The organism is Alkalithermobacter paradoxus, assembly GCA_002029295.1.
GTDB lineage: Bacteria > Bacillota > Clostridia > Peptostreptococcales > Peptostreptococcaceae > Alkalithermobacter > Alkalithermobacter paradoxus.
The window spans coordinates 318,818-345,700 of record MZGW01000002.1; the positions used below are offsets into that span (position 1 = coordinate 318,818).

The 26,883-nt window shown below is 29.2% G+C and carries 25 protein-coding genes and 1 other RNA gene; 20 read left to right on the forward strand and 6 right to left on the reverse strand.

Annotated features, from left to right (window positions below; genetic code table 11):
• Positions 1-37: 37 nt before the first annotated feature.
• From hutH to CLOTH_RS04525, 8 genes are all read left to right on the forward strand, one after another.
• Positions 38-1,564: a histidine ammonia-lyase gene (hutH, locus tag CLOTH_RS04490; protein WP_079411607.1), complete on the forward strand. Its 1,527-nt coding sequence runs from the start codon at positions 38-40 to the stop codon at positions 1,562-1,564.
• Between the two features lie 12 nt (positions 1,565-1,576).
• Positions 1,577-3,607, forward strand: coding sequence for a urocanate hydratase (locus CLOTH_RS04495; protein WP_079411609.1), 2,031 nt, complete (start codon positions 1,577-1,579; stop codon positions 3,605-3,607).
• Positions 3,608-3,622: 15 nt separating this feature from the next.
• Complete coding sequence (gene ftcD, locus CLOTH_RS04500; RefSeq protein WP_079411611.1) at positions 3,623-4,519, forward strand: glutamate formimidoyltransferase; 897 nt, start codon at positions 3,623-3,625, stop codon at positions 4,517-4,519.
• Between the two features lie 6 nt (positions 4,520-4,525).
• A complete protein-coding gene (gene hutI / locus CLOTH_RS04505; RefSeq protein ID WP_079411613.1) occupies positions 4,526-5,788 on the forward strand; it encodes an imidazolonepropionase in 1,263 nt (420 codons plus the stop codon).
• An 11-nt stretch (positions 5,789-5,799) separates the two neighbouring features.
• Positions 5,800-6,441: a cyclodeaminase/cyclohydrolase family protein gene (locus CLOTH_RS04510; RefSeq protein WP_079411614.1), complete on the forward strand. Its 642-nt coding sequence runs from the start codon at positions 5,800-5,802 to the stop codon at positions 6,439-6,441.
• Positions 6,442-6,707: 266 nt separating this feature from the next.
• A complete protein-coding gene (locus CLOTH_RS04515) occupies positions 6,708-8,036 on the forward strand; it encodes a nucleotide sugar dehydrogenase (protein ID WP_079411616.1) in 1,329 nt (442 codons plus the stop codon).
• Positions 8,037-8,043: 7 nt separating this feature from the next.
• Positions 8,044-9,147 carry a glycosyltransferase gene (locus CLOTH_RS04520; RefSeq protein ID WP_079411618.1) on the forward strand — a complete coding sequence of 368 codons (1,104 nt, stop codon included), beginning with the start codon at positions 8,044-8,046 and terminating at the stop codon, positions 9,145-9,147.
• 24 nt (positions 9,148-9,171) lie between these two features.
• Entirely contained in the window at positions 9,172-10,464 is a 1,293-nt protein-coding gene (locus CLOTH_RS04525; RefSeq protein WP_079411620.1) for a DUF6395 domain-containing protein, read from the forward strand.
• Between the two features lie 51 nt (positions 10,465-10,515).
• Here CLOTH_RS04525 and CLOTH_RS04530 read toward each other — a convergent pair whose 3' ends face one another.
• Complete coding sequence (locus tag CLOTH_RS04530; RefSeq protein WP_079411622.1) at positions 10,516-10,719, reverse strand: hypothetical protein; 204 nt, start codon at positions 10,717-10,719, stop codon at positions 10,516-10,518.
• Positions 10,720-10,835: 116 nt separating this feature from the next.
• Here CLOTH_RS04530 and CLOTH_RS04535 point away from each other — a divergent pair, with 116 nt between their 5' ends.
• From CLOTH_RS04535 to CLOTH_RS04545, 3 genes are all read left to right on the forward strand, one after another.
• Positions 10,836-11,360 carry a hypothetical protein gene (locus CLOTH_RS04535; protein WP_079411624.1) on the forward strand — a complete coding sequence of 175 codons (525 nt, stop codon included), beginning with the start codon at positions 10,836-10,838 and terminating at the stop codon, positions 11,358-11,360.
• 91 nt (positions 11,361-11,451) lie between these two features.
• Positions 11,452-11,633: non-coding RNA, 6S RNA (gene ssrS, locus CLOTH_RS04540), on the forward strand.
• A gap of 97 nt (positions 11,634-11,730) precedes the next feature.
• Positions 11,731-13,143, forward strand: a complete 1,413-nt coding sequence (locus CLOTH_RS04545; protein WP_079411626.1) for a hypothetical protein — start codon at positions 11,731-11,733, stop codon at positions 13,141-13,143.
• Between the two features lie 10 nt (positions 13,144-13,153).
• Here the strand turns inward: CLOTH_RS04545 and CLOTH_RS04550 are convergent, their stop codons facing one another.
• Positions 13,154-13,744, reverse strand: a complete 591-nt coding sequence (locus CLOTH_RS04550; protein WP_079411628.1) for a polysaccharide deacetylase family protein — start codon at positions 13,742-13,744, stop codon at positions 13,154-13,156.
• A gap of 19 nt (positions 13,745-13,763) precedes the next feature.
• Complete coding sequence (locus CLOTH_RS04555; RefSeq protein WP_079411630.1) at positions 13,764-14,465, reverse strand: glycosyltransferase; 702 nt, start codon at positions 14,463-14,465, stop codon at positions 13,764-13,766.
• Between the two features lie 91 nt (positions 14,466-14,556).
• Between CLOTH_RS04555 and CLOTH_RS04560 the strand changes: the two genes are divergently transcribed.
• Both CLOTH_RS04560 and CLOTH_RS04565 read left to right on the forward strand, forming a co-directional pair.
• Positions 14,557-15,609, forward strand: a complete 1,053-nt coding sequence (locus tag CLOTH_RS04560; protein ID WP_079411632.1) for a hypothetical protein — start codon at positions 14,557-14,559, stop codon at positions 15,607-15,609.
• Between the two features lie 138 nt (positions 15,610-15,747).
• Positions 15,748-16,614, forward strand: a complete 867-nt coding sequence (locus tag CLOTH_RS04565) for an IS4 family transposase (RefSeq protein WP_079411634.1) — start codon at positions 15,748-15,750, stop codon at positions 16,612-16,614.
• Positions 16,615-17,047: 433 nt separating this feature from the next.
• Here the strand turns inward: CLOTH_RS04565 and CLOTH_RS04570 are convergent, their stop codons facing one another.
• Positions 17,048-18,016 (reverse strand): hypothetical protein, encoded by a 969-nt coding sequence (locus tag CLOTH_RS04570; RefSeq protein WP_079411636.1) that lies wholly within the window; start codon positions 18,014-18,016, stop codon positions 17,048-17,050.
• Between the two features lie 119 nt (positions 18,017-18,135).
• Here CLOTH_RS04570 and CLOTH_RS04575 point away from each other — a divergent pair, with 119 nt between their 5' ends.
• Together CLOTH_RS04575 and CLOTH_RS04580 are read left to right on the forward strand one after the other, a co-directional pair.
• Positions 18,136-19,197 (forward strand): hypothetical protein, encoded by a 1,062-nt coding sequence (locus tag CLOTH_RS04575; protein WP_158080460.1) that lies wholly within the window; start codon positions 18,136-18,138, stop codon positions 19,195-19,197.
• Between the two features lie 76 nt (positions 19,198-19,273).
• Positions 19,274-20,428: a glycosyltransferase family 2 protein gene (locus CLOTH_RS04580; protein WP_079411640.1), complete on the forward strand. Its 1,155-nt coding sequence runs from the start codon at positions 19,274-19,276 to the stop codon at positions 20,426-20,428.
• Between the two features lie 9 nt (positions 20,429-20,437).
• Here the strand turns inward: CLOTH_RS04580 and CLOTH_RS04585 are convergent, their stop codons facing one another.
• Positions 20,438-21,763 carry a polysaccharide biosynthesis protein gene (locus CLOTH_RS04585; protein WP_158080461.1) on the reverse strand — a complete coding sequence of 442 codons (1,326 nt, stop codon included), beginning with the start codon at positions 21,761-21,763 and terminating at the stop codon, positions 20,438-20,440.
• A gap of 116 nt (positions 21,764-21,879) precedes the next feature.
• On the opposite strand from CLOTH_RS04585, the gene CLOTH_RS04590 reads away from it, so the two are divergent.
• Positions 21,880-23,151 carry an amidohydrolase gene (locus tag CLOTH_RS04590; protein WP_079411644.1) on the forward strand — a complete coding sequence of 424 codons (1,272 nt, stop codon included), beginning with the start codon at positions 21,880-21,882 and terminating at the stop codon, positions 23,149-23,151.
• Between the two features lie 9 nt (positions 23,152-23,160).
• On the opposite strand, the gene CLOTH_RS04595 is transcribed toward CLOTH_RS04590, so the two are convergent.
• On the reverse strand, positions 23,161-23,961 hold the full coding sequence (locus CLOTH_RS04595) for a histidinol-phosphatase HisJ family protein (protein WP_079411645.1): 801 nt from the start codon (positions 23,959-23,961) through the stop codon (positions 23,161-23,163).
• A 256-nt stretch (positions 23,962-24,217) separates the two neighbouring features.
• Here CLOTH_RS04595 and CLOTH_RS10575 point away from each other — a divergent pair, with 256 nt between their 5' ends.
• From CLOTH_RS10575 to CLOTH_RS04610, 4 genes are all read left to right on the forward strand, one after another.
• A complete protein-coding gene (locus CLOTH_RS10575; protein ID WP_158080462.1) occupies positions 24,218-24,388 on the forward strand; it encodes a hypothetical protein in 171 nt (56 codons plus the stop codon).
• A 71-nt stretch (positions 24,389-24,459) separates the two neighbouring features.
• The gene (pdxR, locus tag CLOTH_RS04600; RefSeq protein WP_079411647.1) at positions 24,460-25,887 is read left to right on the forward strand and encodes a MocR-like pyridoxine biosynthesis transcription factor PdxR; all 1,428 of its coding nucleotides are present in this window, start codon (positions 24,460-24,462) and stop codon (positions 25,885-25,887) included.
• A 14-nt stretch (positions 25,888-25,901) separates the two neighbouring features.
• On the forward strand, positions 25,902-26,069 hold the full coding sequence (locus tag CLOTH_RS04605) for a DUF896 domain-containing protein (protein WP_079411649.1): 168 nt from the start codon (positions 25,902-25,904) through the stop codon (positions 26,067-26,069).
• An 11-nt stretch (positions 26,070-26,080) separates the two neighbouring features.
• Positions 26,081-26,530 (forward strand): chemotaxis protein CheW, encoded by a 450-nt coding sequence (locus tag CLOTH_RS04610; RefSeq protein ID WP_079411652.1) that lies wholly within the window; start codon positions 26,081-26,083, stop codon positions 26,528-26,530.
• Positions 26,531-26,883 lie beyond the last annotated feature (353 nt).

Consider the following 26,883-nt stretch of genomic DNA (forward strand, 5'->3'; position numbering starts at 1 on the left):
AATTGGTTGAAAATATTTTGGAAATTGGGGGGAATGTATGCAAACAATATATATAACAGGAAATGATCTTACAATTGAAGATATTGTAAAGGTATCAAGAGAAAATTATAAAATAGAGATAACTCCTGAAGCTATAGATAATGTACGAAAAGCTAGAGAGTTAGTAGATAAATTTGTTGATGAAGAAAAAATAGTATACGGTATAACTACAGGGTTTGGTAAATTTTCAGATGTAACCATATCAAAAGAAGAAACAAAAACGCTTCAAAGGAATCTAATAATAAGTCATGCATGTGGAGTTGGAAAACATTTTTCTGAAGATATAGTAAGAGCAATGATGCTTCTTAGAATAAATGCACTTTCAAAGGGAAATTCAGGAGTTAGACTTCAGACACTAAATACATTAGTAGAAATGCTAAATAAAGGGGTTCACCCAATAGTTCCAGAGAAGGGATCGCTAGGGGCTTCAGGTGATTTGGCTCCTTTATCTCATATGGTTCTTGTAATGCTAGGAGAAGGAGAAGCCATATATAAAGGCGAAAGATTAAGTGGAAAAGCTGCTTTAGATAAAGCTGGAATTTCTACTATAGACCTTACTTCTAAAGAAGGACTGGCACTAATTAATGGAACACAAGTAATGACAGCTGTAGGAGCACTAACTGTATATGATGCTATGAATCTTTTAAAGATTGCTGATATATCTGCAGCTCTTACTATGGAAGCCTTAAATGGTATAGTTACAGCTTTTGATGAAAAAGTACATAAAGTAAGATCTCACAAGGGTCAGATAAATACTGCTAAGAATATGTTAAGACTTCTTGAGGGAAGTAATATGACTACAAATCAAGGGCAAATAAGAGTTCAAGATGCGTACGCATTAAGGTGCATACCTCAAATTCATGGTGCAAGTAAAGATGCAATAGAGTATGTAAAAGAAAAAATAAATATAGAAATAAATTCAGCTACAGATAACCCATTAATATTCCCAGAACAAGAAGAAGTAATATCAGGTGGAAATTTTCATGGACAGCCTATGGCACTTAGTTTTGACTTTTTAGGAATAGCTCTTGCAGAACTTGCAAACGTTTCTGAAAGAAGATTAGAAAGATTAGTAAACCCAGCATTAGGTGGACTTCCTGCATTTTTAACTAAAAATGGTGGAATTAACTCTGGATTTATGATAGTTCAGTATTCTGCTGCATCACTTGTTTCAGAAAATAAAGTCTTAGCACATCCTGCTTCTGTTGATTCTATACCATCTTCAGCAAATCAAGAAGATCATGTATCTATGGGAACAATTGCAGCAAGAAAAGCTAGGGAAATATTAGAAAATGTTAGATCAGTTATTGCAATGGAAATATTAGGAGCTTGTCAAGGAATAGATTTAGCAGGAAATAAAGGTCTTGGTGTAGGTACTAAAATAGCTTACGACATAGTAAGAAAGCATACACATACAATAGAAGATGACATAGTTATGTATACAGAAATAAACAAATGTGAAGAAATAGTAAAATCTAATATATTAGTTGAAGAAATAGAGAAAGTTATAGGAAAACTAGATTAAGGAGGGAAAAAAATGATTTCAAATATTGACATTTCAAATGCTATGACTATAAAACTAGAAAGCACTTTGCCTGATATGCCAGAATTTGTAGAAGGCATTAGAAGAGCACCAAAGAGAGAGCTTACTTTAACTAAAGACGAAATAAAATTATCACTTAAAAATGCACTAAGATATATACCAGAGGAGCTTCACGAAAAATTAGCTCCAGAATTTTTAGAGGAACTTTTAATTAAAGGTAGAATATATGGATATAGATTTAGACCACAAGGCAATATAAAAGCAAAGTCTATAGATGAGTATAAAGGGAATTGCATAGAAGGAAAAGCATTCCAAGTTATGATAGATAATAACTTAGATTTTGATATAGCACTTTATCCCTATGAACTTGTTACATATGGAGAAACAGGTCAAGTTTGTCAAAACTGGATGCAGTATGTATTGATTAAAAAATATTTAGAAGTATTAACTGATGAGCAGACATTAGTAATTAACTCAGGACATCCAGTAGGATTATTCAAGTCTAGCCCTGAAGCTCCAAGAGTTATAGTTACAAATGGTCTTATGATAGGAATGTTCGATGATGGTGAAAACTTCAATAGAGCAGCTGCACTTGGTGTTGCAAATTATGGTCAAATGACTGCAGGAGGGTGGATGTACATAGGACCTCAAGGTATAGTTCATGGAACATATAACACTATACTAAATGCAGGAAGACTTATACTTGGAATACCAGAAGATAGTGACCTAAGAGGTAGGTTATTCGTAACTTCAGGACTTGGGGGAATGAGTGGAGCACAAGGAAAAGCTGTAGAAATAGCAAATGGAGTAGGAATAATAGCTGAGGTTGACTACTCAAGAATAGAAACTAGATACTCTCAAGGATGGGTAAGTAAAATAGCTAGAAGTAGCCAAGAAGCATTTGCTATTGCAAGAGAATATATGGATAAAAAAGAAAAATGTGCAATAGCTTATTATGGAAATATAGTAGACCTTCTAGAGTATGCACTAGAAAATAACATACATATAGACTTGCTTTCTGATCAAACTTCCTGTCATGCTGTATACGAAGGTGGATATTGTCCTCAAGGATTGACATTTGAAGAAAGAACAGAATTACTTTCTAGGGATAAAAAGAAATTCAAAGAATTGGTAGATAAATCTCTTATACGTCACTATGAAATAATAAAGACTTTGAGTGAAAGAGGAACTTACTTCTTTGACTATGGAAATAGCTTTATGAAAGCTGTTTATGATGCAGGTGTAAAGGAAATAGCTAAAAATGGAATAAATGAAAAGGATGGATTTATATTCCCATCTTATGTTGAAGATATATTAGGCCCACAATTATTTGATTATGGATATGGTCCATTTAGATGGGTGTGTCTAAGTGGAAAACATGAAGATTTACTAAAAACTGACAAAGCAGCCATGGATTGTATAGATCCAAACAGAAGATATCAAGATAGAGATAACTATATATGGATAAAAGATGCTGATAAAAATAAATTAGTAGTCGGAACACAAGCTAGAATACTTTATCAAGATGCTATGGGAAGAACTAAGATAGCTCTTAAATTCAATGAAATGGTTAGAAATGGAGAAATAGGACCTGTAATGCTTGGAAGAGATCACCACGATACAGGAGGAACAGATTCACCATTTAGAGAAACTTCTAATATTAAAGATGGAAGCAATATAATGGCTGAAATGGCAACTCACTGTTTTGCTGGGAATGCAGCAAGAGGTATGAGCTTAATAGCACTTCATAATGGTGGAGGAGTTGGAATAGGAAAATCAATAAATGGTGGATTTGGTATGGTTTTAGATGGCAGTGAAAGAGTTGATGAGATACTAAAAAGAGCTATGCCTTGGGATACAATGTGTGGTGTTTCAAGACGTGCTTGGGCAAGAAATGAAAATTCTATATCTACTTGTATGGAATACAACGAAATGAACAAAGGAAAAGATCATATAACGCTTCCTTATATAGCTAGCGATAGCTTAATAACAAATTTAGTTGATAAAGCATTTGAAAATAAATAAAAAGGAGGATTTATTATGAAAAAAGTAGTACAGTGCGTTCCAAACTTTAGTGAGGGTAGAGATTTAGACAAAATAGAAAGAATAGTTCAGCCTTTTAGAGGTAAAGAAGGGGTAAAACTTGTAAATTATGAACCAGACAAGGACTATAATAGAGTAGTTGTAACTGTTCTTGGAGAACCTGAAGCTGTGAAAAAGGCTGTTGTTGAAGCTATAGGAGTTGCAACTGAAGAAATAGATATGACAAAGCATACTGGACAACATTCAAGAATGGGAGCATCTGACGTAGTTCCATTTATTCCAGTTAAGAATATGACTGTTTCTGAAGCAGTAGAATTATCTAAAGAAGTTGCAAAGGAAATAAGTGAAAGGTATAATATACCAGTGTTTCTATATGAAAAGTCAGCAACAACTCCAGAAAGAGAAAATTTAGCAACTGTTAGAAAAGGACAATTTGAGGGAATGGAGGAAAAGTTAAAAGATCCTAATTGGAGGCCAGATTTTGGACCGAATACTATTCATCCAACAGCAGGTGTAACAGCAGTTGGAGCTAGAATGCCTTTAGTTGCTTACAATATAAATCTTGGAACTACAAATATAGAAATAGCCAATAAAATAGCAAAGGCTATAAGACACTCAAATGGTGGATTTAGATATTGCAAAGCTGGAGCTGTAGAAATGCCAGAAAGAGAAATAGTTCAAGTGACCATGAATCTAACAGATTATACAAAAACATCTATATATAGAGTTTTTGAAACTGTAAAAATGGAAGCTAAGAGATATGGAGTACCTGTTGTGGGTAGTGAGATAATAGGGCTTGTTCCTATGGAAGCTTTAGTAGATTGTGCTTCTTACTATTTAGGACTTGAAGGATTCTCTATGGACAAAGTATTAGAATCTAGTTTAATGGAGTAGATAAAAATGAAAGCTGACTTAATTATAAAAAACATAGGAAACCTAATTACTATGAGAGGCGAAAATAAGCCTAGAGTAAAAGAAAGCATGAAAGATATAGAAATAATAAAAGATGGATATGTAGCTATAAAAGACGGAAAGATTTTAGATTTAGGAAAAGGATTAAATGAAGATTTAATAGGAAATGATACACAGGTGCATGATGCTAAGGGGTTAACTGTAACCCCTGGCCTTATAGATGCTCATACGCATTTAGTACATGGAGGTTCAAGAGAGAATGAATTTTCACTAAAAATAAGTGGAGTTCCATATCTTGATATACTAAAAAATGGTGGAGGAATATTAAGTACTGTTAGGGCAACAAAATCTGCATCATTTGATGAATTATATAATAAAGCAAAGAAAAGTCTAAACACTATGCTTTCATATGGAACTACAACAGTTGAAGCTAAAAGTGGTTATGGACTTGATATAGATACTGAAATAAAACAGCTAGAAGTTGCTAAGAAATTGAATGAAGATCATCCTGTAGATATAGTATCTACTTTTATGGGAGCACACGCTATACCTACAGAATATAAGGGTAATCCTGAAGAATATGTAAATATAGTCATAAATGAGATGATGCCTAGAGTTAAAGAGTTAGACTTAGCAGAGTTTTGTGATGTATTCTGCGAGGATGCTGTTTTTACAGTAGACCAAACTAGAAGAATACTTAATAGTGCAAAAGAGCTTGGATTTAAAGTGAAGCTTCATGCTGATGAAATAGTATCATTAGGAGGAGCAGAACTTTCAGCAGAATTAAAAGCGATATCTGCAGATCATTTGATGGCTGCAAGTGAGCAAGGAATGAGGGAAATGGCCCAAAATAACGTAATAGCAAATCTGCTGCCAGGAACTTCTTTTAGTCTAATGAAAAACTATGCTGATGCAAGAAAAATGATAGAACTTGGGGTACCTGTATCATTATCTACAGATTATAATCCAGGAAGTTGCCCTACTGAAAATATTCAATTCATAATGCAGCTAGGCTCTTTAGGTCTTAAAATGACCCCAAGTGAAGTATTAACTGCTGTTACAATAAATGCTGCATTTGCAATAGATAAAGCAGATCAAATAGGGTCACTGGATATAGGAAAGAAGGCAGATTTAGTTATATTTGATGCTCCTAATATAGAGTATATAATATACCATTTTGGAATAAATCATGTAGATAGAGTGTATAAAGAAGGTAAGCTTGTTGTAGAGAATGGAAATGTAGTGTATTAAAGGAGGTAATCATGAACTTAGTTGATTTAACAATTAGGAATTTCAGTGATGAAGTAGATTCATCATCTCCAGCTCCTGGTGGGGGATCTGTTTCAGCACTTGCATCAAATTTAGGTGTTAGCTTGGCTAGAATGATGGGAAATTTAAGCTTTGGGAAGAAAAAATATGAAGCTTTAGAAGAAGATATAAAAGAAGAATTCAAATCTAGATTTGATAAATTAGGTCAAATTAGAGATGAGTTTCTAAATCTTGTAGATGAAGATACGAAATCTTTCAATGAAGTTATGAAAGCATTTAAGCTTCCTAAAGAAACTGAAGAAGAAAAAAGCTTAAGAAAAGAAGCTATACAAAGTGCAACTATAGGATCTATAGAAGTTCCTTTAAAGACGGCTAAACTTTCTTTAGAATCATTAAAATGCATGGAGTATTTTATTGACTATGGAAATCAAAATGCAGTAACAGATTTAGGAGTTGGAAGTCTTTTAGTGTATACTGGACTTGAAGGAGCAATTCTTAATGTAAAGATAAATTTATCTGGCTTAGATGATGCATCTTTAGCTGATAAATTAAGAACTGAGTGCGAACAAATAATGAGCGAAGGAAAACAAATAAAAGATAGCTTATTAGAAAAAGTACATAATAAATTAGCTTAATATAAAAAGAAAACTTATGAATGATATTATCCCCTTAAAGTAGACAATTAACAAAAGAAACCATCTAGCATGTGGTACATAGTTGTTAATATCACTTTATGGGGATTTTTACGTTAAAAAACAATTACTACTATAACTACTAAAACTTGATGTTACTGAGTCTAAAGAATTCGGAAAAACTTAGGCATGTTAAATAGAAGGTGGGCACTTGGGAAATGTATCCATAAGTACAACCGTTTCATATATTGAAGTAAGGAGGGATGTGTATGGATCATATACTATCAGAAAAAATAAAAAATAAGGAAGCTAAAGTAGGAGTAGTAGGGTTAGGGTATGTTGGGTTACCTCTTGCAGTTGAACTAGCAAACAGTGGATTTAATGTTTTTGGAATTGATATATGTGAAGAAAAAATAAATATGCTCAAATCCAAGAAATCATATGTAATAGATATCAATAGTGAAGTTATCGAAGAATTAATAGATAAAAAACTATCTGTAGGCAGCGATTTTACTATAGTATCAAACCTTGATATAGTAATAATCTGTGTACCAACTCCGTTAAATGAAGCAAAGGAACCAGATTTATCATATATTGTGGATTCAGTAAAAGAAATAAGAAGATATTTGAAAAAAAGAACATTAATAATACTAGAGAGTACTACGTATCCCGGCACAACTGAAGAATTAATTATAAATTCTATAGAAGAAGAAAAAAGCTTTAAAATAGGTAAGGATTTTTTTGTATGTTACTCACCTGAAAGGGTAGATCCAGGCAATAAAAAGTTCAATATAACAAATACCCCGAAAGTTATTGGAGGTGCTACTAAGACATGTCTTGAGCTAGGTATACTTTTATATAGCTCGTTTGTAGAAAAGATAGTTCCAGTAAGTTGTATAAAAGTAGCTGAAATGGTTAAGTTGTTTGAAAACACATTTAGGAGTATAAATATTGCACTAGTAAATGAACTAACACAAACTCTGGAGAGAATAGGAATAAATATATGGGAAGTGATTGATGCTGCAAGTACTAAACCATTCGGCTTTTTTACTTTTTATCCAGGTCCAGGTATAGGTGGTCATTGTATTCCATTAGATCCTATATATCTATCTTGGAAAGCTAAAAAATCTAACTATTATAATAGATTTATTGAGTTAGCAAGCGATATAAATTCTAATATGCCTAGATATGTAGTAAGTCAAGTTACAGATATACTTAATAACTTAGGAAAATGCATTAGAGAGTCAAATATATTGTTAGTAGGAGTTGCATATAAAAAGGATATTGATGACTTAAGAGAGTCTCCAGCAATAGAGATATTTAATCTTTTAGAAGAAAAAGGCGCTAGTGTATCTTATTACGACACATACATTAGTTATTTCACTAATAATGGTAAAGTAGTATACTCGATTGAACTAACAGAAGAAATTTTAAATGAATTTGATTTAGTCATTATAACAACTAACCATAGCAATATTGACTATGAATTTATATTAAGTAATTCTGAAATAGTTTATGACACGAGAAATGTCACATCAAAATATAGTAGTGATAAGAGCATATTGTTAGGTAGGCATATAAATAGTTATACACATTAAAAAGGGGGTGTTTGAACTGAGTAAATATATTGAACCTATAAAATCAAGTGGAAATGGAATTGTTTTTGCACCAACAAATGGGGTAGGACTTGGTCATCTTACAAGAACACTGAGCATTGCTAAAAGAGTAAAAAAACTGGATCCTAGAAGAGAAATAATATTTTTTTCTACAAGTCCAGCTATGCACTTAGTTTTAGAAGAGGGTTTTTTTGGATATCACCTTCCCTCAAAAGAACTATTCCCTAAAGACACTACACCAAGGCAGTGGGATCATCTATTACAAGAACATTTAATGATGATATTTAAGTCACACAGACCAAGTGTATTAGTTTTTGATGGAGCATATCCATACAATGGGCTTATTAATTCGATGAAAGAAGCACAATTAAAAGGAGCTTGGATAAAGAGACATGAATATAAGGGGATAACTGAAAGTATATCAATAGATAGAGAAAGATATTTTAATCATATAATAAAAACTAGAGAAGCAGGAAAACATTCATTAGTAGAAAAAAATGGGTATTATTATTGTGATCCTCCTATTTTGTTGGAAGAAAAAGAACTTTTAGATGCAAATGAAATAAGAAGGCAATGGAAAATCCCAAACGAGTATAAAATTGTTTACGTACAGCTAGGAGCAGGAAATATTAATGACATTAAGTCTACGATATATATTATACTTAATATTTTAAGGAAAAGGGAAGACATATTCATAGTTATAGGAGAGTCTATAATAGGGAAAAGGCTAAATATTGCTGATGAAAGAATACAAGTGATTAGAGATTATCCAAACTCAAGGTATTTTAAGGCTTTTGATTTAGCTATATCGGCAGCTGGATATAACACTTATCATGAATTGATGCACTTTGGGGTACCATCAATTTTAGTTCCTAATATATATACAGAAGCAGATGATCAGATATCAAGAGCTATGTATGCACAAAATATAGGAGCAGCAATTTCTTTGATAAATCCAACAGAAGTAGATTTTGAAAAAGCAATTGAGAAAGCACTCGATCCAGAAAATAATAATAAAATGAAAAGTGCTGCAAAATCTTTGATGAGTGAAAATGGAGCTGATCAGGTAGCTGAGCTATTGTTACAAATCTAAGCTCCATATAAAGGGGAGATTGGTTTGAAAGCTAATTACACATACAATGAAGGATTACTAAAATTATATTTTACAATTGATGAAGATGACACACCTATTTATCAGAATATAAAAATGGTTAAAAACATTGTTGAAATAAAACTTCCTAAAGATCTAGATATAAATAAAGTTCATCCTGATATATTAGCACTCAGTATTATACTCATAAGTTATCCATTTATAAAAAGTAAACTAACATTACCATTTGGAGTAAGCAAGGTTTTCCACGACCATTTTGAAGATGTTGGAAGAAAAGAAATATTTCCTATAGATTATAATCTTAAGCCAAGAGAAGTACCTTTAAACGGTGTACCAGCCTTAGCATACAGTGGAGGTATAGACTCGACTGCAGCACTAACACTTATGCCTAGAACAACTGTTGCAGTATTTTTGGACAGAATACAGCCGGAAGCTAAAAAAAATATATATAACAAAGAAGCTGCTCATTATGCTTGTAAATCGTTAAGAAAGCTTGGAAGAAGTGTATATATGATAGAAAGTGATTTAGAGTATATTAGAGAACCTGTAGGGTTTCCAGTAGATATAGCAGTTGCTGTTCCTATACTTCTATTGGCTGATTATATAGGATTTGATAGTGTTGCTTTTGGCACACTATCGGGTGCATATAAAATATACAATCCTACATTTAGAGAATATTCTAAGGCATTCCATTATAGATTGTGGGGTAAATGTTTTGAAATTATAGGAATACCTTTTAATCAAGTAACATTAGGATTAACTGAGATATGTTCCACTAAAATAGCTATTAAATCGCCTTATTATGACTTTACACAATCGTGTATGAGAGGAAAAATAAAAAATCCTTGTTTGGGGTGTTGGAAATGTTTTAGAAAAATATTATTGATGAAGATTCTATCTCAAGAAGATATAGACGATATGCTTTTAGATAAGTTATTTAAAAGCAATGTACAATATTCTTTGTTTAAATTTCCTATTAAAGAAGAGAGCACTATTGCGTATATTTGTTCGAGATACAAAGGAGAGCATTTTTTAATGAGTTTATTAAATAAAGCAACACAAGGAGATACTCTAAGTTTAGATTGGGCAGAGAAATGGTATAGCCATTCTATAGAAATATTACCGGAAAAGTATCGTAATTTTGTTAGAACCCAAATAGTAAAATATGTTGATGTTATGACTGAAAACGAAGAAAATTATATGAAAAATTTAGATTTATATGAACTGACAAAATCTGAAGCCTATAAAAAAAATGTTGATAATTTTATAAAGGCTCTGAAAGAGTATAATAATTTGTAGTACAATAAAGTGTGTACTTATACGTATTAGGTACACACTTTATTATTAATATTATTTATTTATCTTCTTTAAAACTTGATCTAATTTTTTCTTTTGATTATCATTAAGTAATGTTTTCAACTTTTCAAGAATCTTGGCTTGCTCTTCAGAGTTTTTTCCTTTACTAAGATTTTTTAATTCATTTAGCAGTTCATCTTCAGATTTACCTTCATATTTATTTTTGATTTTTTTTAGTTTCTCCTTATCCATTTTCATAGATACACCCCCTCTTTTTATATGTATATGAAACAATCAAAAAAAAAGTAACCAAATTAAGAAAAACAACATAATATATAGAATGAATAATACTATTTAATAGGAGGTGTTATGTATTGGATAATAAGGCATTGTTAATAGGATTATCTATATTATTACTAAAAGATGGAAATATTAAAGATATAGTTAAAGATAATAAGTTTAGAGGTTTAATAGATTTAGATGATGAGAGTATGGAAAGAAGTATAGAACTTTTATCTAGAAGCAAAAAGTATGTTAATAAGGAAGAAAGAATATTGCTTAGTAGAGCTGAAAATGCACTAGAATTAGTACATAAGATAAGAAAATTAAATAATGTAGAGGAAATAGATGAAGGTGTAGATAAATTAGAATTCTTTAGAAGTATGGATAAAAAAGACAAAAGAGATATGATGATAAAGGAAATGATAGATATTCTACCTGAAGGAAGCAAAAGAAATATAAGTAAAGCTTTAGATATTAGGAGCAAAATTTCATTGCTAAAATCTTTAGTGGATTTAGGTGATGGAGAGGGCTTGCTTAACTCTAAAAATATAGGAAATATGAAAATGCTTGGAGAATTATTCAGAGAACAAAAGCAAGAAGAGAAAGAAGAAATATAAAACTGTAAAATATGTTTAAAATTTTCATAAATTTCCATGTGAAAATAGTTTTAAAAAATTACAAATTGGTATATAATAATAACAAATAAATCACATCCTGAAGTATTCGTATATGCCTATATAAATTCAACCTACAAATTGTATACGGGAGCTTGAGTTCTATACTGGATGACATGCCACCTTAGGAAGTGGAAGACAGAATGTATAGACAAAGCACCCACCTAGGTGAACCTGGGTGTGAATTTAGTAGGTAAACGGTACTTCGGGTTAAAGAGGCTCAAAATGAGCCTCTTTTTATTTTGCATTAAAATATTATTGACAAACTGTGAATATAATTTATAAAGTATCTGTTTCTAAAGGGGGTGTAGGGATGGATTTAAATCAATTTAAGAAATATATAATAAATAAAGATTCAAATATATATTCATTTTTCATAAAAGATAATATTTTATATATGGAAATTATCAAGGAACATAAGTTGATAGACACAAAAATTATCGTAGAAAATATAAAATGTTTTTGTGTTGAAGATTATGGTGAGTGTATAAACATAGTGTATGTGGATTTATTGGGAAATCTAGTGTATTTAAGATATTCAGATGTAGACATAAAAAAAGATAATTTATTAATGTTAGATATAGAAAATAACAGATTTAAGAACATAAAATTCATTATAAGTGATAAAAATTTAAATATATTTATACTTACCTCGAAGATGGAATTAGGTAGTAGATATAGTCTTATTCACTATTTAATTAGCAATAATACTTTAGAGAAATACAAATTAGGAGAAGTTGTAGATGATGAATATGATGTTTATGCTATTGATGTAGATAGTGAAAGTAATATACATTTAATATATAGGTCTTTTGATAGTGATAAGGTACAATTATATTATAGAATGTTCAAAAAGTCTTATAAAAGATGGTTAATTCCTGATAAAATAAGTGATAGAAACTCAGATACTAGGCATATGAATTTGATTATTGATACAAATGATTATATACATATATTTTGGTCATCAATCAAAGGAAAAAGAATGAATTCAAATTACATATTTAAAAAGGTAGATAGAAATTCACTTTCAAATTGGCAAACATCTGATAGTTTCAAACCTATAATGGGAGAGTTTGAAGATCCTATATTAATTCAATTAAACGATGATATAAAGCTTTTTTGGAAACAAAGTAATAAATCATACTGCATAAAAGCAAAAGTTGGAGAATATATGTGGGATAACATAAAAACATCAAATTATAGTATAAATTATGATTTAGAACATAGTATATACACAGAAAAAAAATGTAACAATATAGATGCTAAATGTTTTACGCCCGTAGCAAATGAGATAGCTGAAACGGCTATGCTTAATATGAAGATGGAAGAATTAAATACATTAGAAGAATTTAATATTAGTTTAAATAAACAAAACTTATGCTTTGATTTTGAGAGTATGATTATTGAACATAGTAGAGATATAAATCCTTATATTCGAGCAAGTAACATAATTTCTGATATACTTTCTAAAGAAGAGGTGTTATCGAAGGAAGATTTCGACTATGAAATAAAAAGAATAAATAAAGAATTAAGATCACTTGAATATGAATTTGAGCAAGATATAAATGATCTTAGAAAAAATTACTTCAAGCTAAGCGAAAAAATTGAACTTCTATCAGTTCAAAATCGTAAACGTCATGAAAAATCACAAGGATATTTATATTATAATAAATTAAGAGGATATATAAAAAATATAATGGTATTACTAAAGGCTGGGAGAGATTAGTAAGTAGCCTTTAGTAATTAAGCAGTGCAAATGAATATCTTTTTTTAAGAATAGATTCTATTAGAGGTTGGAGAATTGATAGTGTTTGTTCTGTTTCATGAAGTAATATTATAGCACCATCATGAAGATTGTTTAAAACATTATTTATTATTTTTTCTGGTTCATGTTCTAATTCCCAATCTCTACTGTCTATGCTCCATAATATTATTTCCATATTTAAATTATTTACAACACGCAATGTATTATCATTAAAGCAGCCGAAGGGGGGTCTGAAAAATTTAGTTTTGTGATGTGTATAATTATGAATGTTATTGTTTTGAAGATTTATCTCGTTACATTGTTCAATATATGATAGACTTGAAAAATGTGGGTGTGTATATGAATGGTTTCCTATAATATGTCCGTCCGCCAAAAGCTGTGCTATGTCGTTAGATTTAGAGTCATCCATATAAATACCGCAAAAGAAAAAGTGGGCTTTAATATTATAAAAATTAAGTATATTTAGTATGGCTTTCAAATGGCTACTAGGCCCATCGTCGAAGGTTAAATAAACAATTTTTTGTCCATAATGAGGTTTTCTACGTATGAGATTATTTTTCATAAATTCCTCCAATTTATACCTATAAATTATACCTTGAAATATTTTTTCTGATTTCGTTTGTACACCAGGTTTTCTCGTATATATCAACTGCTTTACTATAGCTTTTAAAATGTGCTCTAGTTTTAACAAGTGGTTTATCTATATACAAGAATTCATATTTCATACCTAGCCTTATCCACAAGTCATAATCTTCTAGATATTTATAACTTTCGTTAAAAAGACCGACGTTAAATAAGCAATCTCTTCGTAGCATTACACTAGAAGTATTTATATAGTTTGTATAAAGTAAATATTTAAAAGCAGACTCATGATCTTTAAAACTCTTGCATTTGTAATATCTATAAATAGAATCTAAGTTATTATTTGAAATATAAAAATCTGAGTATATTAAACCGATGTTTTTATTTTTCGAGAATTCATTTAATTGAATATCAATTTTATCTTCAATAAATGCATCATCTGAATCTAGAAAGCATATATACTCTCCAGTAGAATGCTTTATACCTAGATTTCTAGCACTAGCAGGACCTTTATTATCCTGATAATAATATTTTATAACATCTGTATACTGACTAAGGACATATTTAGTATTATCTACTGATCCATCGTCAACAATGATTATTTCTATATTTGTATATGTTTGGTTTAACACACTATCTATTGCATTGGATATAAATCTAGCATAATTATAAGTTGGTATGATCACACTTACCTTAGACATATGCGAAATCTCCTTTTAAAATTTATATTCGTATTATCATTAAATTACATACATATATATTAATATTATATAAAAAAAGGAGAAAAAGGTTATGAATAAGATGATTGTTATAAATTCACATAATCCTAGCATCTCAAATATTTATTATGAAGATAGCTCTCTATATATAAGGTCAAGAGATAGCAATAATATACTGATGGATACTGTAGAAAAATACGATATAAGCTTAGACTGTAAAAATAATATTCACATAGTTTGTTCAACGTATAATGGGGAACTATATTACTTAACATATGTAAACAATATATGGGAAAAGAATATCTTGAAAAAATTAGGAAAAGGTAGTGTGGTAAAATATCTAAAAATAATAAATTTAAAAAATATAGTGCATATATTTTACTACTTACAAAATAAGAATTATAATATCTCACAAAAGTTGATTCACGTATATGGGTATTCCAAAAACTGGAGGGTAAATCATATTAATGTAGATTCATTGATGGAAGATAACAATGTATACTTTATTGATACAAATGAAAAAGAACAAATATTTATATTATCGAAAATCATGAAAGGTGCTCAGAAAGAATTAGCACTTATTATATATTCAAATGAAATAAATAGATGGGAATTGCCATTTAGTCTGGAATTGAGAAAAGGGAATATCAGGGTGAAAAATTTCCTTATAGACTCTAAAAATAATATTCACATAGTATATATAAAGGATGAGGAAACTGATAATACGTATTATTCATACAAAAATATATACGAACCAAGCGATTGGAATACCCATTTGATTGGGAATATAAATGGCACAGCACTTAAGATATTTGAGATAAAAAACCAAGTTATAATAATATCTAAAAGTAACAACTTATACACAAAGAGGGTATGTAAATTTGATAAAAATCAACTAAACACTATTGATATTCAGTTGGACACTGCTGTAGACATTGTATGCCTAGGAAGAGAATTTAATAACAAATATATAGATACTTACGGAATAATAAAAAATGATAGTGTATATCTTCTAGGTGTTGATGATTTAAATGATAATAAAAATGGATATATTGATAATAGTTGTAACGAGGCAGGTTCATATAAGGAAAGTATATTCAGAAGAATAATGAATTTTATAAAATAAAAGAAGGCTCAAGAGTTCTAGTGTTGCATTAAAGAAATAAATGTAACTTGACAATGGAAAAAATTATGTGATGAAAAAAAGAACCTCCTTTGATTTAATGGAAGTACGCCAATACAACCAATAAAGGAGGTTCTTTCTATGTCTATATTTAATGATAAAACAATTTTCAAGAAAATAACACATGTAATTGATGGAAACTGCATTAATAACATTGTTAAAAAATATAATAGTGATTTTAGATCTCAGCACTTTAATACACGATCTCATATATACTCAATGCTTTATCTACAACTAAGTGAGACTAAAAGTTTAAGAGGATTAATAGATAAATTACAGTCTAGTCCTAAACTAAAAAATATCATTAACGTGCCAAGTGTCTCTCAACTTTCGAGAAAGAATGCATCAAGAGACTATAGAGTTTTTGAAGACTTATATTTTTATCTTATGGACATCGCTAATAGAAAAATAGGTTTTAGTTTAAAGAACAAATATTTTAATAAAATAAAAGCTTTTGATTCTACAGTTATTCAAATTGCATCTTCCCTGGCTCCTAATTTAAATTATGAAAATAATAAATCGGGTATAAAGATAAGCACGCTTTATAATGTTTCCAGGGCATTACCCGAAAGGGTTAACATAGTTCCCGCTAGAGTTAATGACAGAAAATGCATTTCGGAATTTATTAGCGATAAAGATGTTTTGTATTTGTTTGATAGAGGATATTTTGATTATTCATGGTATGACAAATTAACTGATGATGGTTTTAAGTTTATTACTAGACAAGTCTCAAATGCTACTGTAGAAGAAATTAGAAGCACTTATGTAGAAAATGATTTAGTATTTGACTCAGAGATTACTTTAGGTACTAATTATAGTAGAAATAAAACTCGTAATAGTTACAGAGAAATTCTGACTTTTAATGAAGAACAAGAAGAAATCAGATTGCTTACAAATATCTTTGATATTCCAGCGGAAGAAATAATAAAGTTATATAAGCTAAGATAAAAATAGAAGTTTTCTTTAAAAGGATAAAGCAAAATCTAAGAATAAAACAATGGTTAGGATTTAATGCAAATGCTGTTAAAATCCAGGTATATTCTGCTTTAATAGCATACTTGCTATTAGCATTACTAAAACTTGATCTAGATTTAAAAATGTCTATGCTTTCTTTTACTAGAATAATCAATGTAAATTTATTAGAGCATGTAGATATTTTGTCACTATTAAGTGGTTAAATATCCAGTAAAATGAAATATATTCGCTCCTTTCCTACGGGATAAGTCTGTCTAGTTTGCGTGGAATATTTTTACATTTAACTTATGTAATTAAAATAAGGGTGATAAAAATGAAGATATATCTTCATTTTTATCACCCTTTTAATGTCAAAATTTAATATTTACCTAGATGCAACACTAGAAGCTCAAGAGCCTTCTTTTATTTAACAGCAACCCATATTAACTTGATCAGGGAATAATTTAGGGAATTCTGCACATGCTGTTGGTTGTATTGCCCCTGAATCACAGAAGCCTGTAGATAAGACGCAAAGTTGAACAGGAACTTTAACTTTCTTTTCGCAAGTTATACATAAAGTAAGGATACCATTAAATGTTATATCTGTACGCTGTGGTTGTGGTATTTTTTGAGAATACTGTATTTGCTCTGCCTCTTGTTGTAAATTCACTTCTGAACGTGGACGGTGAGGAGCGCATTCTTGAGAGAAACCATTTATTCCACCTATTACATCGAAATCACATGATACTGCGCAGAATTCTGCTAATGAAGGTTTCATAGCTGCAGCAGTTGAAGGTATACACAAGTTAGCAGTTAGAAATTCTTTAGGAATCCTATTTGCATCTATTTCGATATGATCTGTTAGAACATCTTTGCTCCCATCTGTATATTTAACTTTTATAGAAATCCTACACTTAATTTTTCCGTGGAAATGTAATTCTTGGACTACAGTTATAGGTGTTCCTTTTCCTAGAGCATCACATGCAGATGTATCTATAAAGTCGAGTCTTAATTGATCTATTCCACCAGGTCCTGGTACAGTAGGACATCCACCAACAGCTATTGAGTTGATGTATTCAGTTATAGGTTCAACAGTAATCGGTTTAGTAGATATACAATTGATTTTCACTTCAATGAACTCTGCAATAGTTTTTCCTGCAGGAACAATATTTTCAAGTCTATAGTCTTTAGCATAAGTTTTTTCTTTGTGGAATGTTTTAGAATCGTATACTTTTTCAACAAATATACATTCAGCTTTTATTAAGTTAGGGTCATAACTTGATGGAGTAAAGCAACCTGGATTAGCATTATCACAGCAAGCTTGTGTTCCACCCTGAGTATATGTCTTTTTGCTTGCACAGTTTTTAACTTCACAAGTTTTAACTTCACATGACATATGATATACCTCCTAATATTAATATTAAGAAAATTATATTTCTGATTTAATATATGAAAAATCACTTTTTCTTGTTACAACAAGTATTATGAAATATACATAGAACATATATTAAAAGTATGAAGGGAGTGATATTTATGCCATTTATCAACCGTATTGAAACTATTATAAAAAAGTCTAATGAAGATATAATTGTATTTCATTTGAATAATCAAAATTTATGTACTAAGGAATTCAAATATTCAAATAAAGCTATAAGTGAAGAAAAAATACTAAAAAATATTGTCAACAACGACTATTGCATTAAGATAGATAGTAATGACAAAATTTATGGAATAGCTAATTGTGAAAATGGAGAAGTTGTATATCTTTACACTGATGATTATGGAAATATATTAAGTAAAAAGCTATTCGAATACGACAAGAAAAAATACATTATAAACAATCCATACATAAAAAAATATGAAGATACTATTCATATACTCTATTACATACAGAGCATAGATAACAAAGGAATATGGTCAATATTTAATCATTACTATGACGGGGAGAAATGGACTGAAAATAATATAGACAATATAACAGCTTACCCCGTACTAAATCCATTTGTTGTAAATGAGAAAGATAATAATATTAACATCTTTTATTTTAATAAAATAAACGGGTCCGAAGAAATATTTTTAAGTAAATTCAATCCTATATCAAAGCTTTGGAATGCTCCTATACAAATTACAAATACATCAAATAAGAAGATATATCTATCAGTATTAAGTGATGAAATGAATTTGTATAATATAACATGGTCAGAATTTATAAATGAAAATTTAGTTGTAAGATATATGAATGGACAGTTAAAAGAGGATGGTTTTTATAGCAACAATGTATTATCCTTATCAGAACAATCTAATTGCTCTTTTCCAACCCTTATAAAAATAGATAAAATATTATGGAATATTTGGACTCAGATGGATAGAATTTATAGTTCATATTCATTAGATTATGGAAAAACATGGAGCATACCAAATGAAGATGATAGAGGCACAGAAAATATAATTAGGTACAAATTTATTTCAAATAGTGAGAATGATGTTAGGGAATATAAATTAGATACAGCATTTGGAACGTATTATCCAAGTATATCTTTCGTGGGTTTTCAAAGTGTAGTGAAGGATTCATGCTGATGAATTTAATATAAATAAATGCAAAGTTTATCTCATATAAGTTAGATTGATATAATTATTGAAAGGGGGGAGGAAAATGTATGATTATGTTAGTGTTATAATACCATCTTTTAATGCATGTGAAAGACTATATTTAGCTTTAGAAGGATATAAAAACCAATCATTTGATCATAACAAATTCGAAGTAATAATAGTAGATGATGGCTCAAGTGATAATACATTGCGTATGATAGAGGAAATTTCGTGCAACTTTAAGTTAAAAGTAATAGACTGCAGAATAAACGTTGGGAGATCTTATGCAAGGAATGAAGGAATAATTGCATCCTCTGGAGACATACTCATATTTAGTGATGCAGATATGATTCCCATAAGGGATTTTATAAAAAATCATGTTGAAAGTCATAATGCGAAGGATATGGTAGTGGTAGGACCTATAACGTATAGGATATTCTCATATTATTATACGAGATTTGATATCGAGCATAAGAGAACTTATAACTCTATGAAATATAAGTATAAAAATTATAGTCAAATATCGAAATATAATGATCTTGCAAAACAACTAATTTTTGAAGATGAGATATATAACAATAGATTTCTAGAGTACATTTACCCTATGCGTTATTTAAGTAAATGGTATGAAGAAATTCTGGACATATATGGTAAGGATTTCAGAAATTTCTATTTTCCATGGATTTTTTTATGTTCTGGAAATTTTTCGGTTTCTAAAAAAAATATTATTGATATAGGAATGTTTGATGAAAGCTTCAGAGGGTGGGGGGCGGAAGATTGGGAGCTTGGATATAGGTTATATAAAAAAGGTTTAAAATATATATATAATCCTGATGCTTTAAGTATACACCAAGAACACCCTCACGATTCACAAATAAATGCAATATCAGCTAGAAAAAATTCCGTATATATGACTCAAAAACATAGTGATTTTAATGTTATTTTATTTTATTTTGCATCACATTTAGGATATAATTTTATAAATCAGGCTGTAAAAGAATATGACATATTAAGCGAAAAACAGGAATATAAAGATTTAATATCGATGATTGATAGGTTTGTGAAAAACTATTTCTATGAAATGGCTAAATTACACAATGTAGATGAGTCATGGGGAAGAAGAGATAAAGCAATATTAAATCAAAATATATACATTTTACAAGAAATATATGGAAGGGATTCTTGTTTATTACAATTAATTTTAGATTTACAAAATTAAAGATGGGGGTTAGTACCTCCATCTTCTTTTTGTATTGTATAAAGTTATAAGGTGAAGTATGAATGTTATGAAATTGCATAATATAAATCCGTATATAAACCCGTATATATTTATATTTTTCATAGGAACCAATGTATATATAAACAAAAGTTCTATAAAAAGCCCCGCTAAGTTGTTAGCAGTTGCTCTATACTCTTTACCTATACCATGAAGAATTCCAGATAGTGTGTGATTTAAGACCATAAAGAATCCACCTAGTGACAAAATTTGAAGGTATTTTCCTGAAAGTTCATTGTTATAAACGAAACTACATAATTCATCTCCAAATAATAGAAATAAAATTGTAGATGATATTGCTATAGCAAATGATAGTAGCAAAGAAAATTTTATTTTTTTGTTTATAAAGCTGTAATTTTTCTTAGCTAGCTCTTGAGATAAACTAGGAATTAAATTTATAACTAGCGCAGATATTATAACAAATGGCAAAAATAAAAAAGGAAACGTCATACCCATAATAGTTCCATAAACACTTAAAGCTTCTTTATGGGACATACCACTTAAAATTAGCTTACTCGGAATTAATATAGAATTTGCAAACTTAATAATCTCCATAAATATTCTGTTGAATGTTATGGGAAGTGCTATTTTCCAAATGCTTTTTATACCATATATAAATTCTTTGACACTTATAAAGTAATTATTTTTTAGTGTAGGTTCTTTTATCAAATTTATAGTTATAAAAAGTATATTAACTAATTCACCTAAAGAAATAGCCACAATTGGGATCAAAAGATTCATACTAGGATTTTTTATATATGAAAGCATAAAATACACAAACAGTATTCTAGATATTTGCTCTAGTATTTGACCTATTGCTGTTACTGATACTTTTTTTATTCCATAAAAGTATCCTCTCAATACATTTGATATAGTTATCAAAGATATTGCAGGTGTAATCGTTATTATAATTAATTGATATTTATCCGTATTTAATATTTTGCTACTTAAGAATTGGCTATTTAAAATAATGATAGTAGATATAACTATTGAGATAAAAAATGATAAATACAATGTTGATATAAATAAAATATTCATATTATGTTTATTATTCAAAGTTTTTTCCTTAGATATCAAGCTACTCAAAGCAACAGGAATTCCTGTTGTGGTAATTGCTATACACATCATGAGAAAGTGAAGAGCTAGATGAAATAAACCTAAAGTATGGGTCCCTATTGTTCTTGATAGAAATATTCTATATAAAAAACCTAAAGCTCTAACTATTACATTAGATATTGCAAGTATAGCTGTTGAATACAAAAGATTTGGAACTTTCAATATACCACCTCCACTTTTAAATTTATTCTCACTCAATTAAAAATATTACCTGTTGAAAAAAAGTGGATTTTGTTTTAAAATAGTTCAAATTTAAGAGATGAGAAGGAGTTGTTTTTATGAAGATTTTGATAAGAAACGTTGATATAATTCAGTACGATGAAGAAGTTAAGATTCAAAAGTCTGTTTTTGTCGGTATAGAAAATGACCAAATAAAATTTATTTCAAAAAATATTTTAGAAAATTTTGCAGCGGATTATGAAATAGATGGAAAAGATAAATTGATGATGCCGGGTTTTGTAAATTCACATACTCACTTGCCTATGAGTTTGCTTAGAAATGTAGGATCAGATACATCTCTTATGGATTGGCTTTATAATCATATATTCCCAAGAGAAAAAAATATGTCTAACCAACATATATACTATGGATCTTTGCTTACACTTGCGGAAATGATAAAGTGTGGAACTACAGGAATAAATGATATGTACTTTTTAGCTGAAGATGTATGCAAGGCAGCTTATGATTCTGGAATAAGAGGAAGTCTTGGAGTGAGTATAAATGGAGATGTACTTAAAGATGATATGAAAAGAGAAATAAGGGATATACATCAAAAATATAATGGAATAGATGGGGGAAGAATTCAAGTTGCAATAGCACCTCATGCTATGTATACGTGTTCAAGAGAATTTTTAATTGATTCTTTACATCTTGCAAAAGAATTAAATGCAAATATTCATACTCATATAGCTGAAACTAAAACTGAATATGATTATAGTATAGAAAAATACGGAGTAAGTCCTGTTAAATACTTTGATGAACTTGGTTACTTTGATCTTAAAGTTATGGCAGCGCACTGCGTTCACTTAAATGATGAAGATATAAAGATACTTTCAGACAAAAAGGTTATATGTCTTCATAATCCAACATCAAACTTAAAATTAGCTAGTGGATTTTCTCCTATTCAAAAGATACACGCAAGTGGTGGTATAGTTACTATAGGTACTGATGGATGTGCGAGCAATAACAATGTAAATATGTTTGAAGAAATGCATATAACTTCTTTAATTCATAAGGGATATAACATGGATCCGACCTTAATAAAAGCTCATGATGTTCTAAAAATGGCAACTCAAAATGGAAAACACATATTTGGAATAGATAATATGGGAGATATAAAGGAAGGGTATAAAGCAGATTTAATACTTATAGATATGAAAAAACCTCATCTGTACCCAAATTTTGATACTGTATCGAATTTAGTTTACTCTGCACAAGGGTCTGATGTAGATACTGTAATAGTTAATGGTAAAATTCTTATGGAAAAAGGAGAATTAAAAACTATAGATCTAGAAAAACTTTATTTTGAGATAGATAAAATAATAAGCTAGGGAAATTTCCTAGCTTATTTTTATAAATTTCGGATTCATTTTATCAAATGTAGTTATATAATTGAAACCTACGCTTTTTAATAATTCATAAATATAATCAAATTTGTAACATAAATTATCAGGGGTATGAGAATCAGATCCAGTAGTTATTATTTCTCCTCCTAAATTTTTATAAAGCTTTAAAACTTCTACTGTAGGAGATGCACTGTTAAGTCCATATCTAAATCCAGACGTGTTAACCTCTATTCCTTTTCCTCTAGAAATTATATTTTTAAGTATTTCCTCTATTAAGTCTGTAAAATTAGAATCGTCTAAGAAACTTTCAAAATTCCCATATCTTTTTATAATATCTAAATGCCCTAAAACAGAGTAGTTATCAAAATTTTTTACTATATTAAGCACATCTAAATAATATTTTTCATAGCCTTCTTTCTGAGAAATTCCCTTAAATATATCACCATTATAAAGGTCTTTTTTTTCTGCAGAATGGATAGAACAAATAACAAAGTCAAAAGGATAACTAGAAATGCTTTCATTACATTTTTGTATTATATGAGGTTGAAGTCCCATTTCTATACCTTTTTTTATGCTTATTTTATCCTGATATTTTAATGCTAGATTATCTAACTTTTCAAAATACTTATCAAGATCTATATCAAAATCTATACTTAAGTCAGGATAATCGTAATCTACATGATCTGTAAAACAAATTTCGTATATACCAAGTTCAATTGCTCGCTTTATCGTATCATTCATATCGGTTTTACAATCTGAAGAAAAGTTAGAATGTATATGGTAGTCGAAAAACACTATTTTGCCCCCTTTTATATTTACTATCAACAGGAAAAGTATATCAGTTATAGTAATTGTTTTCAACTTTTGATAAAGGCTAGTCCGAAACTTGCAAAATACATATATTATTGTGAAATAAATGGCGAAAAATGAATAAATAAAATTATAATTATTCAATTGACAAACAAATGAATAAATCATATAATAATATTGTAAAAGAAAGCATATAATATAAATATAAGATATAGATAATAAAATATAAGGAGGGGTCTTAATGTTAGAATTAATGAGAGAAAAAATGGATTTGAATAATGTTACTGATATAGAAAAGATATCTTTACAAGGAAGAAAATGTGGAGTAGTATCCTGTATACACTGCATAGGTGGGATATGCTTCAAAGAAAAATGCGAAATGTATGAAAAAACATTAATTCAAGAAGGATAAAAATCAAAAAACCTTATCTTAATAAATTTATTAAGATAAGGTTTTTTGGTATAATGGTATAGGTGATTAAAGTGGAAAAATTAAAACTTAGTATAAATGAAAATGGTACTCCAAAATATATACAGATATATGGACATATAAAGAATTTAATAGAAACTAGGGAATTAGAGAAAAATCAGAAACTTCCACCTATACGTAAGTTATCTCAGAGCTTGAATGTAAATAGTAGCACCGTAATAAAAGCATATGATTTATTAGAAAATGAAGGATATGTATACAAAATATTAGGAAGTGGATGTTACGTTAAAGGCATAAAAAAATATGAGCAAGAACTAAATCCATCTTTAAAAAAGGAAAGCATAACATTTGATAGTGGAACTCCTTCTCTTGATATATTTCCTATTGATAATTTCAAAAAGGCTATAAATATGTCATTAGAAAATGAAGGATCTAAACTTTTTGAATATGTAGATGGCTTAGGATATCTAAAACTTAGAAAGTGTATATGCGATTATCTAAAATCTTTAGATATAAATTCAAATGAAGAAAGAATACAAATAATATCAGGTGCACAGCAAGGTATAGACATAATATGCAAATCTCTTATCGGTTATGGTGATGTAATATTTACTGAACAGCCAACTTACAATGGAGCTCTTGATATATTTAAAAGTAAGGGAGCCAAAATTGTACAAATACCACTACTAGAAGACGGGATAGATATAGGAATACTAAAACAAAAATTAGAAAAGTTAAAACCGAAATTTATATACTTAATGCCTAATTATCAAAACCCAACGGGTATATCGTATAGCAAATATAAGAAAGAAAAAATAATAAAACTTGCAAAAGAGTATAACTTTTATATAATAGAAGATGACTTTTTGAGTGACTTTAAATTTTATTCAAATGATAACAAAACACTGAAATATTACGATAAATATGATAAAATTATATATATAAAGAGTTTTTCAAAGATCTTAATGCCGGGGCTTAGAATAGGATTTATGGATATACCTACAGATCTTATAGCTAAGGTATCTTGGGCTAAACATTCAAGTGATATATCTACATCGAGTTTGGTGCAGGGAGCACTTTATTATTATATGAAGTATTTTGACTGGAATGTTCACTTGAGTAATCTAGAAAAAATATACAAAATAAGATTTGACAAAGCTAAATATTTAATAGAAAATAGTTTTAAAGGTAAGTTAGAATATATAAATACTCAAGGAGGAATAAACTTTTTTTTAGGACTTCCTAAGGGGTATTCATCTGTAGATTTCAGAAATTATCTATCAAGTTATGGTGTATTTATACTTCCAGGAAGGCACTTTTTTGATAATCAAATTGAAGATAGATTTTTCAGGATAAATATAGCATCAACTGATGAAAGAGAAATAGAAAAAGGATTTGAAATAATAAATTCAAATTTAACATATTTCCTAGATAAATACAGAAATAGTTTGGATTTTAAAATCAAGGATATTTATTTTTAAAAGAGGTGAAAAGAATGTTATCTAAAGAAAAAATAGATAGAATAAATGTTTTAGCTAGAAAAGCAAAGACAGAGGGGTTAAGTGAAATTGAAAAGAAAGAGCAGCAAAAACTAAGAAAAGAGTATTTACAAGCTTTTAGAGAGGATTTTAGAAAGAAACTCGAGAATATAGAAATAGTTTAAGGGGGATACTTATGGCTGAAAAGAAATATGTAATCTTTAAATTGAATAAAGAAGAATATGGTGTTGATATTATGACAGTTAAAGAAGTAAGTGAATTTAAAGAAGCTGTTAAAGTACCTAACACTCCAAATTTTGTTGAAGGTATAATAAATATAAGAGGGGATATTACTCCTATTATAAACTTAAAAAAGAGATTCGATATAGAAGACAATAAAAGTGAGATGTCTAGAATTATAGTTGTAAGCATAAAAGATAAGTTAATTGGATTTTTAGTTGATGATGCATCTCAAGTTGTATCTATAGATGAAAATTCCATCGATCCTCCACCGGAGATAATATCTGGAATAGATAAAAAATATATAGAGGGAATAGGAAAGCTTCAAGATAAGATGGTTATAATATTAAATCTTGAAAAAGTATTAACTGAAGATGAAAAAGAAATAATAGGAAATATGAACTAGAAGAATGCAAGAGCATTCTTCTCAGACTGTTGACAAATTATATTGTAGAAAGCCTTTTTGTAATTCAAAAAGAGCTTTCTTTCTTTTTGTGGTAAAATATAAATATAAATTAAAGATATAATATGCGTCCTCTAATGGAATGAGCGGCCTTTAAATTTCACCTTGAGATTTCTAAAATCTCCATACATCCTAAATTCTAGAAACTTTGAAACTCGCAAGCTCAAACATTTTTCTAAAAATACATATTTATATTGGAGTGATTTTTATGTTGCGAAAGCAAGATATGATAAATAGAGACCAACTTGTTTTATTTACACTTGATGAACTTGTGCCTAGTGATCATTTACTGAGAA

Coding starts and splice junctions, on each gene's coding strand:
- CLOTH_RS04605 (WP_079411649.1), top strand. CDS start 25,902: ATGTTATCTAAAGAAAAAATAGATAGAATAAATGTTTTAGCTAGAAAA.
- CLOTH_RS10575 (WP_158080462.1), top strand. CDS start 24,218: ATGTTAGAATTAATGAGAGAAAAAATGGATTTGAATAATGTTACTGAT.
- CLOTH_RS04550 (WP_079411628.1), bottom strand. CDS start 13,744: ATGAAAAATAATCTCATACGTAGAAAACCTCATTATGGACAAAAAATT.
- CLOTH_RS04545 (WP_079411626.1), top strand. CDS start 11,731: ATGGATTTAAATCAATTTAAGAAATATATAATAAATAAAGATTCAAAT.
- CLOTH_RS04515 (WP_079411616.1), top strand. CDS start 6,708: ATGGATCATATACTATCAGAAAAAATAAAAAATAAGGAAGCTAAAGTA.
- CLOTH_RS04580 (WP_079411640.1), top strand. CDS start 19,274: ATGTATGATTATGTTAGTGTTATAATACCATCTTTTAATGCATGTGAA.
- CLOTH_RS04495 (WP_079411609.1), top strand. CDS start 1,577: ATGATTTCAAATATTGACATTTCAAATGCTATGACTATAAAACTAGAA.
- CLOTH_RS04575 (WP_158080460.1), top strand. CDS start 18,136: ATGAAGGGAGTGATATTTATGCCATTTATCAACCGTATTGAAACTATT.
- hutI (WP_079411613.1), top strand. CDS start 4,526: ATGAAAGCTGACTTAATTATAAAAAACATAGGAAACCTAATTACTATG.
- CLOTH_RS04565 (WP_079411634.1), top strand. CDS start 15,748: ATGTCTATATTTAATGATAAAACAATTTTCAAGAAAATAACACATGTA.
- CLOTH_RS04560 (WP_079411632.1), top strand. CDS start 14,557: ATGAATAAGATGATTGTTATAAATTCACATAATCCTAGCATCTCAAAT.
- CLOTH_RS04555 (WP_079411630.1), bottom strand. CDS start 14,465: ATGTCTAAGGTAAGTGTGATCATACCAACTTATAATTATGCTAGATTT.
- CLOTH_RS04570 (WP_079411636.1), bottom strand. CDS start 18,016: ATGTCATGTGAAGTTAAAACTTGTGAAGTTAAAAACTGTGCAAGCAAA.
- CLOTH_RS04590 (WP_079411644.1), top strand. CDS start 21,880: ATGAAGATTTTGATAAGAAACGTTGATATAATTCAGTACGATGAAGAA.
- CLOTH_RS04610 (WP_079411652.1), top strand. CDS start 26,081: ATGGCTGAAAAGAAATATGTAATCTTTAAATTGAATAAAGAAGAATAT.
- CLOTH_RS04510 (WP_079411614.1), top strand. CDS start 5,800: ATGAACTTAGTTGATTTAACAATTAGGAATTTCAGTGATGAAGTAGAT.
- hutH (WP_079411607.1), top strand. CDS start 38: ATGCAAACAATATATATAACAGGAAATGATCTTACAATTGAAGATATT.
- CLOTH_RS04530 (WP_079411622.1), bottom strand. CDS start 10,719: ATGAAAATGGATAAGGAGAAACTAAAAAAAATCAAAAATAAATATGAA.
- ftcD (WP_079411611.1), top strand. CDS start 3,623: ATGAAAAAAGTAGTACAGTGCGTTCCAAACTTTAGTGAGGGTAGAGAT.